Origin of the sequence: Micromonospora endophytica (assembly GCF_003236305.1) — a bacterium.
Classification (GTDB): domain Bacteria; phylum Actinomycetota; class Actinomycetes; order Mycobacteriales; family Micromonosporaceae; genus Micromonospora; species Micromonospora endophytica.
In genome coordinates this window covers 1-8,698 of record NZ_POTX01000243.1, presented here as the reverse complement: position 1 = coordinate 8,698, position 8,698 = coordinate 1, and the positions used below count along the sequence as shown (strand labels likewise).

Annotated in this window: 7 protein-coding genes; 5 read left to right on the top strand and 2 right to left on the bottom strand. The window is 71.9% G+C overall.

Annotation, left to right across the window (positions count from 1 at the left end; translation table 11 throughout):
- From C1I93_RS25295 to C1I93_RS25285, 3 genes are all read left to right on the top strand, one after another.
- Positions 1-1,236, top strand: a 1,236-nt coding sequence (locus C1I93_RS25295) for an aldehyde dehydrogenase family protein (protein WP_111245790.1), incomplete at its 5' end; no start/stop codon positions are given.
- 2 nt (positions 1,237-1,238) lie between these two features.
- The gene (locus C1I93_RS25290) at positions 1,239-2,027 is read left to right on the top strand and encodes a 3-oxoacyl-ACP reductase (protein ID WP_111245789.1); all 789 of its coding nucleotides are present in this window, start codon (positions 1,239-1,241) and stop codon (positions 2,025-2,027) included.
- A 145-nt stretch (positions 2,028-2,172) separates the two neighbouring features.
- Positions 2,173-5,829 carry a SpoIIE family protein phosphatase gene (locus C1I93_RS25285; RefSeq protein WP_111245788.1) on the top strand — a complete coding sequence of 1,219 codons (3,657 nt, stop codon included), beginning with the start codon at positions 2,173-2,175 and terminating at the stop codon, positions 5,827-5,829.
- A 22-nt stretch (positions 5,830-5,851) separates the two neighbouring features.
- On the opposite strand, the gene C1I93_RS25280 is transcribed toward C1I93_RS25285, so the two are convergent.
- Positions 5,852-6,166 carry an STAS domain-containing protein gene (locus tag C1I93_RS25280; RefSeq protein WP_223256191.1) on the bottom strand — a complete coding sequence of 105 codons (315 nt, stop codon included), beginning with the start codon at positions 6,164-6,166 and terminating at the stop codon, positions 5,852-5,854.
- Between the two features lie 94 nt (positions 6,167-6,260).
- Here C1I93_RS25280 and map point away from each other — a divergent pair, with 94 nt between their 5' ends.
- Complete coding sequence (gene map / locus C1I93_RS25275) at positions 6,261-7,118, top strand: type I methionyl aminopeptidase (protein ID WP_111245786.1); 858 nt, start codon at positions 6,261-6,263, stop codon at positions 7,116-7,118.
- Complete coding sequence (locus C1I93_RS25270) at positions 7,115-7,828, top strand: VIT1/CCC1 transporter family protein (protein ID WP_111245785.1); 714 nt, start codon at positions 7,115-7,117, stop codon at positions 7,826-7,828. The genes map and C1I93_RS25270 overlap by 4 nt, the downstream gene beginning before the upstream one ends.
- A 32-nt stretch (positions 7,829-7,860) precedes the next feature.
- Here C1I93_RS25270 and C1I93_RS25265 read toward each other — a convergent pair whose 3' ends face one another.
- Positions 7,861-8,580 (bottom strand): nucleotidyltransferase domain-containing protein, encoded by a 720-nt coding sequence (locus tag C1I93_RS25265; RefSeq protein ID WP_181445322.1) that lies wholly within the window; start codon positions 8,578-8,580, stop codon positions 7,861-7,863.
- Positions 8,581-8,698: the final 118 nt, after the last annotated feature.

Below are 8,698 nucleotides of genomic sequence, written 5' to 3'. Positions count from 1 at the left end.
GTCCCGGCGGGGGAGCGGGGGCGGATGCTGCGGCGGTTCGCCGCTGTGGTGGACGCGCATCTGGAGGAGTTGGCGGGGCTGGAGGTCCGCAACGCGGGGCACACCATCGGCAACGCGCGCTGGGAGGCCGGAAACGTACGCGACGTGCTCGACTACTACGCGGGCGCGCCGGAGCGGCTGACCGGGCAGCAGATCCCGGTGCCGGGCGGGCTGGACGTCACCTTCCACGAGCCGCTCGGCGTGGTCGGGGTGATCGTGCCGTGGAACTTCCCGATGCCGATCGCCGCCTGGGGTCTCGCGCCCGCGTTGGCCGCCGGTAACACGGTGGTGCTCAAACCCGCCGAGCTGACCCCGCTGACCGCGCTGCGCCTGGCCGAGCTGGCGCTGGAGGCGGGACTGCCCGAGGGCGTGTTCACCGTGCTGCCCGGCCGGGGCGACGTGGTGGGCGAGCGGTTCGTCACCCACCCGGCCGTACGCAAGATCGTCTTTACCGGCTCCAGCGAGGTCGGCACCCGGATCATGGCCGGCTGCGCGGCGCAGGTGAAACGGTTGACCCTGGAGTTGGGCGGCAAGTCGGCGAACCTGGTCTTCGCCGACGCCGACCTGGAACGGGCGGCCGCCACCGCGCCGTACGCGGTCTTCGACAACGCCGGCCAGGACTGCTGCGCCCGGTCCCGGCTGCTGGTGCAACGCCCGGTGTACGACCGCTTCCTCGAACTGCTCGAACCGGCGGTACGCGCGTTGCGGGTGGGCGACCCGGCCGACGAGCGCACCGAGATGGGGCCGTTGATCTCGACCGGGCACCGGGACCGGGTCGCCGGCCACGTCGACGGGGCGCGGGTGGCCTTCACCGGCAGCTGCCCGGACGGCCCCGGCCACTGGTACGCCCCCACCGTGCTGCTCGCCGACTCGCCGGCCGACCGGCACTGGCGGGAGGAGATCTTCGGCCCGGTCGTCTCGGTGCTCCCGTTCGACGACGAGGCCGACGCGATCCGGCTGGCCAACGACACCGAGTACGGCCTGTCCGGGTCGATCTGGACCCGCGACGTGGGCCGGGCGCTGCGGGTGGCGCGGGCGGTCGACGCGGGCAACCTGAGTGTCAACTCGCACTCCTCGGTGCGGTACTGGACCCCGTTCGGCGGGATGAAGCGCTCCGGCCTGGGCCGGGAGCTGGGTCCGGACGCCCTGCACGCGTTCACCGACGTCAAGAACGTGTTCATCAGCACAGAGGAGTGAGCATGCCGGGACGGTTGCAGGACCGGGTCGCCGTGGTGACCGGGGCGGGCAGCGGCATCGGGCTGGCCACGGCGCGCCGGTTCGCCGCCGAGGGCGCCCGGGTGGTCTGCGTGGACATCGACGCCGAGGCCGGTCAGCGGGCCGCCGCCGAGGTGGACGGCGGTTTCGTCGCCGCCGACGTGGCCGACGAGGCGGCGGTGCGGGACCTCTTCGACGGCGTGGTCGAGCGGTACGGGCGGGTGGACATCGCCTTCAACAACGCCGGCATCTCGCCTCCGGAGGACGACTCCATCCTGGAGACCGGGCTGGACGCCTGGGAGCGGGTGCTGCGGGTCAACACCACGAGCGTCTACCTCTGCTGCAAGTACGTCATCCCGCACATGCGCCGGCAGGGCAAGGGCTCGATCATCAACACCGCCTCGTTCGTGGCGCTGATGGGGGCGGCCACGTCGCAGATCGCGTACACCGCGAGCAAGGGCGGTGTGTTGGCGCTCACCCGGGAGCTGGGCGTCCAGTTCGCCCGGGACGGCATCCGGGTCAACGCCCTGTGCCCGGGGCCGGTGGCCACGCCGCTGCTGCGCGAGCTGTTCGCGGCCGACCCGGAGCGGGCCGCGCGCCGGCTGGTGCACGTACCGATGGGACGTTTCGGCGAGCCGAGCGAGATCGCCGCCGCGGTGGCCTTCCTGGCCAGCGACGACGCCTCCTTCATGACCGCGGCGCAGTTCGTGGTCGACGGCGGGATCACCGGCGCGTACGTCACCCCGCTGCGATCTGACCGGGACCGACCGTGACCGGCGGATGTGGTGATCATCTGACGGTTGTCGCCCATCAGCGTCCGGCGCCGCCGATGCGTTACGTTGCTGGTCCGGCGGGGTAGAAGGCGGAACACGGCAACTGATGATCGGACGCGTCGTGGACCACGGCCGGGGAGGCTGCATGAACTCGGCCCAGGCGAGTGCGGGGGGGAGCCACCCGCCCGGAGTGAGTGACCATATTCCGCCGCTGCTCGCGGCGGCCTTCGCCGGCGGCGGCGAGATGGGAGCACTGCTGCGCGACCACGACTGGTCGACCAGCCCGCTGGGCACCCCCGATCGATGGCCGACCGCGCTGGCCAACGCGATGAGCACGATGCTCGCCTCGAAGGCGCAGATCGCGATGTTCTGGGGCGAGGAGTTCCGCGCCTTCTACAACGACGCCTACCGGCCCACCATCGGTGACAAGCACCCTGCCGTCCTCGGGCAACCCGCCCGCGAGCACTGGGTGGAGACCTGGGACGTGCTCGGGCCGTTGCTGGCCGGGGTGCTGCGCAACGGCGAGTCGTACCAGGCGCAGGACCGCCACTTCCTGCTCAACCGGCACGGTTTCGTGGAGGACGTCTACTTCGATGTCTCGTACGATCCGATCCGCGACGCGGACGGGTCGATCAGCGGCGTGCTCTGCGTCTGTAGCGAGACCACCGGACGGGTGCTCGGTGAGCGGCGGTTGCGGGCCCTGGCCGAACTCGGCGCGGACCTGGCCGAGCCGGGCAGCGGCGACGACATCGGTGGGGTCGTCGCGGCCGTGCTCGACAGGCATCGGGCGGACCTGCCGTTCGGCCTGCTCTACCTCTACGACGACGGCGGGCGGCTGCGGCCGGCAGGAGTCAGCGCAGGGGTGGCTGCCGTCGACGCGCCCGAGGGCCTGGCCGAGTTCGCGGCGGCGGGCACCGCCGGCACGATGCGCGCCGTCGACCTGCTCGGGTACACACCCCCCGACGCCGTCGACGAGGCGATGGTGCTGCCGATCACCGCGACGAACGAACCGGCCGGAGTGCTGGTGCTGGGACTGGCCCGCCGGCTGCCGCTGACCCCGGACTACCGCACCTTCGTCGAGCTGATCGCCGGGCAGATCTGCCGTGCGGTGGGCAAACAGCGGGCGTACGAGCAGGAGCGGGCCCGGGCCGCCGCGCTGGCCGCCCTGGACCTGGCCAAGACCAACTTCTTCGCCAACGTGAGCCACGAGTTCCGTACCCCGCTGACCCTGGTGTTGGGTCCGCTGGAGGACATGCTCGCCGACCCGGCGCTGCCGGAGCCGTACACGTCCCGGCTGACCGGCATGCACCGCAACGCGATGCGGCTGCTGAAGCTGGTCAACACGGTGCTCGACTTCTCCCGGCTTGAGTCGGGACGGCTTGTCGCGTACTACGAGCCGATCGATCTGGCCAGCTACACCGCCCGGGTGGCCAGCACCTTCCGGTCGGTGGCCGAGCGCGCCGGGCTGCGGCTGGCTGTCGACTGCGCGGCACTGCCCGAACCGGTCTACGTCGATCAGGACATGTGGGAGAAGATCGTCCTCAACCTGATCTCCAACGCCGTGAAGTTCACCTTCGACGGCGAGATCCGGGTACGGCTGCGGGCGGTGGACGGGATGGCCCGCCTGGAGGTCACCGACACCGGTGTGGGCATCCTGCCGGAGGAACTGCCCCACGTCTTCGAGCGTTTCCACCGGGTGCCGGGGGTGCGGTCGCGTAGCCACGAGGGCACCGGCATCGGGCTCGCGTTGGTCCGGGAACTTGTCGAGATGCACGGCGGGCAGGTGAGTGTCACCAGCCAGGTCGACCAGGGCAGCACCTTCGTCGCCGCCGTCCCGTTCGGTGCCGCCCACCTGGCGGCCGACCGGGTGGCCGATGCCGGCGGTCCCGGGCGTGAGCCCAGGCAGGCCCCGCTCTTCGTCGCCGAGACCGCACGGTGGACCGGTGCCGCACCGGACCGCAGTGCCCGGCCGGTCACCGCCACCGCCGTCACGCCCACCCCGGCCGGCCGGATCCTGGTCGTGGACGACAACCCTGACCTGCGGGAACACGTGACTCGACTGCTGTCACCGCACTGGCAGGTGGTGACCGCCAGCGACGGGCTCGACGCCCTGCGGCTGGCCACCGAGGGCGCTTTCGACCTCGTCCTGACCGACGTGATGATGCCCCGGCTGGACGGCTTCGGCCTGGTCGCGGCGCTGCGCGCGGACCCGCGTACCCGGTCCGTGCCGATCGTGCTGCTCACCGCGCGGGCCGGGGTGGGCGAGGAGGTGGCCGGCCTCTCGGTCGGTGCCGACGACTACCTGACCAAGCCGTTCTCCGGGCAGGAGCTGATCGCCCGGGTCCGGGCCAACGTGGAACTCGGCCAGTTGCGTGGTCAGGTTGTGCGCCGGCTGCACGCCCTGGCCGACGTCGCGGTAGCGGTGAACACGGCCCGAGCCACCGCCGACGTGCTCCAGGTGGCGGCCAGGCACGCGCTGAGTCTGGCCGAGGCCGGCCGCGTGGTGGTCTCCGTCGGTGACGCGCGGTACGTGGCCGGGGACGGCCCGGCCAACGCCGAGCCGACCCACCTCCTGCCGTTGACCGGGGTCGCCGGCCAGCAGCTCGGCGAGCTGCGGGTGTGGCGTACGACCACCGAGGGCGCCGACACCAACGAGGCCGCGTTGACCCAGCTCGCCCGGCTGGTTGGGGTACGCCTGGAGAACGCGCAGCTCTACGAGGCCGAGCACCGCATCGCCACCACCCTGCAACACAGCCTGCTGCCGCAGAGCCTGCCGCAGTTGCCTGGTGCCGTGGTGGCCAGCCGGTACCTGCCCGGCAGCGCCGATGTCGAGATCGGCGGCGACTGGTACGACGTCATCGCCCGCGACGACGACGAACTCGTGCTTGTCATCGGCGACGTGGTCGGCAAGGGCGTGCCGGCCGCCGCGGCCATGGGGCAGCTGCGCAACGCGCTGCGGGCGTACGTGCTTGAGGGTTTCGGCCCGGGTGAGTCGCTGACCAGGCTCAACCGGCTGGTGGACTCGACCGAGTCCCGTACCTTCGCCACCGTCTTCTTCGTCTGGTTCAGTCCCCGCAGCAGCCAACTGCGGTACGCCAGCGCCGGCCATCCGTCGCCGCTGCTGATCCGCGGCGACGACGCGGCCTTCCTCTACGACCGGGCCCTCGGCCCGCCGGTCGGGGCAATTCCCGGCACGGAGTACCAGACCGTCACCGGTGAGCTGCGGGTCGGCGACCGGCTCCTGCTCTACACCGATGGCCTGATCGAGGATCGGCAGCTCAACATCGATGTCACGCTGGCCCAGCTGCGCGCCGACGCGGCCCGCTCGTCGGAGCACGTGGCCGACCTGATCGACGCGGTGGTCGAGCGGGTCGTCGACCGGCCCCGCCGCGACGACGTGGCGGTGCTCGCCCTGGAAGCCGCCGAACTCGACAGGTTCACGCTGCGGCTGCCCGCCGACCCCACCCGGCTCAGCGTGCTGCGCAAGCGGCTCGAGGAGTTCCTCGTGGTGCACGGGGTGAGCGAGACCGACCTGTTCGATCTCACCGTGGCGGTCTCCGAAGCGGCGGCGAACGCGATCGAGCACCCGGTCGACCCGGTGGATCCCACCATCGACATCGAGGTGAGCGTCAAGGACCGGGTGGTCGAGGCGACCGTGCGGGACACCGGCCGGTGGCGGGAGTCGTCCGGGTCGGGTTTCCGGGGGCGGGGTCTGTCGCTGATCCGGGCACTCGGTGAGTTGTCGGTCAACCGGACCTCCGAGGGGACGTCCGTCACCCTGCGCCGGCGGCTCGACCAGTGAGTACGGCCCGGGTCGGCACGCCTCAGGGATTGCTCAGCCAGCGCTGATCGCCCAGGCCGGCGATCTCCAGCACCCGGCTCACCTGCCGCGACGGCAGCACCGTCAGCGAGTCGGAGAACCGTCCGGCGAGCCGGACCAGGGCGTGGATGGCCGCCGAGTCGAAGAAGGTCACTGCCCGCAGGTCGAGCGTCACCCGGGCGGCCGGTTCACGCGACGCCGTCTGGAACATGGTGTCAGCGGTGGCCATGTCGACCTCGCCGGCAACCACTACGCGCAGCTGGTCGCCGTCGACCTCCGCGCTGACAGAGAAGACGGGAGATGTGCCCCCTTGATCCACGCTGACACCTTGACACAGCGCATCGGGTGGGGCAACAACCCCGGACGTCGGATGGTGGTGGGGCTCACCCGGCGGCCGGCGATACGCTTGCGGCATGACCGCCCGTCCGCCGCTGACCCCAGGCACGCTCTCCCCGTGGCGACAGGTGCCCGCCCACATTCCCCGACCGGAGTACGTGGGCAAGAAGGCGCCGCGACCCTGGCAGGGGTCACACGTGCAGACCCCGGAGACCATCGAGAAGATGCGGGTCGCGGGGCGGCTCGCCGCCCAGGCCGTGCAGCTCGCCGGTGAGCACTGCAAACCCGGCGTGACCACCGACGAGATCGACCGGGTGGTGCACGAGTTCCTCGTCGACAACGGGGCGTACCCGTCGACGCTGGGCTACAAGGGCTTCCCGAAGTCCTGCTGCACCAGCCTGAACGAGGTGATCTGCCACGGCATCCCCGACTCCACCGTGCTGGCCGACGGCGACATCATCAACGTCGACGTCACCGCGTACCTCGGCGGAGTGCACGGCGACACCGACGCGACCTTCTGCGTGGGCGAGGTGAGCGAGGAGTCCCGACTGCTGGTCGAGCGGACCCACCAGGCCATGATGCGGGGCATCCGGGCGGTCGCTCCGGGCCGGCAGATCAACGTCATCGGCCGGGTCATCGAGTCGTACGCCAAACGTTTCGGCTACGGCGTGGTCCGCGACTTCACCGGCCACGGCATCGGTGAGTCCTTCCACAGCGGGCTCTACGTGCCGCACTACGACAGCCCCCGACCCACCGACGTGATGGAGCCGGGCATGACCTTCACCATCGAGCCCATGATCACCCTCGGCACCCACCAGTACGACGTCTGGGCGGACGGCTGGACGGTGGTCACCAAGGACCGGAGATGGACGGCACAGTTCGAACACACAGTCCTGGTCACCGAGGACGGCCACGAGATCCTGACCCTGCCGTGACCGAGACCCCCGTGGCTCTCCGGGAGCCACATCACGCGGACGTCTCCGGCGGTTGGCTGCGGCCGGCCGTCTTCGGCGCGATGGACGGTCTGGTCACCAACATCGCCCTCATCGCCGGGGTCGGTGGTGGCGGCGTCTCCCCGCGCAACATCGTGCTGACCGGCACCGCCGGTCTGGTGGCGGGCGCGATCTCGATGGCGCTCGGGGAATACACGAGCGTCCGGTCGGCCAATGAGCAGATCGCCGCCGAGGTGGCCAAGGAGCGGCGCGAACTGGAGCGCAACCCGGAAGGTGAGGCCCGGGAGCTGGCCGAGATCTGGATGGCCCGCGGCCTGCCGGAGGATCTCGCCATCCAGGTGGCGGAGACGATCCGGCAGCACCCGGAGCAGGCCCTGCGGGTGCACGTCCAGGAGGAACTCGGCGTCAACCCGGACGAGCAGCCCAACCCGTGGGCGGCGGCGATCTCCTCGTTCCTCTGCTTCTCCGTCGGCGCGTTGGTGCCACTGCTGCCGTACCTGTTCGGCGCGACCAGCCTGGCCCTGGCCCTGGCGGTGGGTGGGCTCGGCCTCTTCGTCGCCGGTGCGGTCGTCTCCCGCTTCACCAACCGCCGCTGGTGGACCGGCGGCCTGCGCCAACTGCTCCTGGGTGCCGCCGCCGCGGCGGCCACCTACCTCATCGGCACCCTGATCGGCATCCAATCGCCCCTCTGACCCACCGCAGCACGTCCAGGTTCCGCGGCCGGTCAGGGGGTGAGCAGGTCGTGGATGGTGGCGTCCACCGGGCGGCCTCGGGCGGCCAGGTCGGCGGACTGGCGGGCCAGGACGGCACCCACCTCGGTCATGTCGGCGCCGGCCAGGCCGGTGCGGCGGATCGCGTCGCCCGGGTCACGGAAGTAGGTGCGGGTGAGCAGGCCGTTGACCGTGGCGGCGGCCAGCCGGGCCTCGGCCAGCATCAGCAGCGCCTGATCCGTCTCGTACCACGCGGCGAGCCGGGCGGCCCGGGCATGTGCGGCGCTGCCCCGATACCACGCGATGCGGGCGGCCGTGGTGAACTCCACCGGGCGGGCCCGGGCCAACCGGCCGAGGTGCTCGTCGCGCAGGGTACGCAGCCAGCCGGTCGGATCGTGCAACGCCCGGGTGGTCACGTAGCGGTCGGCGGTCAGCGGCCACCGGGAGGTCAGGCGCCGGGCCTGGCGTAGCCGCTCCTCGGCGGCGACCACGGTCAGGCTGACCAGCACACCGTCCACGCGGCGGGTCGTCGAGGGCGGTCCGGTGTCGGGCCGGTAGGTGACGATCAGCAGTCCGACTTCGCCGTCGCCACCGCCGTCGTCGTCTCCGTGGGCCAGCGGACCGTGCACCGCCACGGCGAGCACGTCGGCGGGGAAGCGTCGCCGGGCCGCCTCGGCCACCCGTTCGGCCACCGCCCAGCGCGGATCGTCCCGGTGCTGTTGGTCATCGCCCACGCCGACCACCCCGCGATCGCGTCACCGTCACCAGTCGTCGCCCAGGGTGACGAACCGGTCACCGCACCACCCTAGTGCTGTCACCTCCTCCACCCGGGCCTCCCGCCCCCACCGGGCG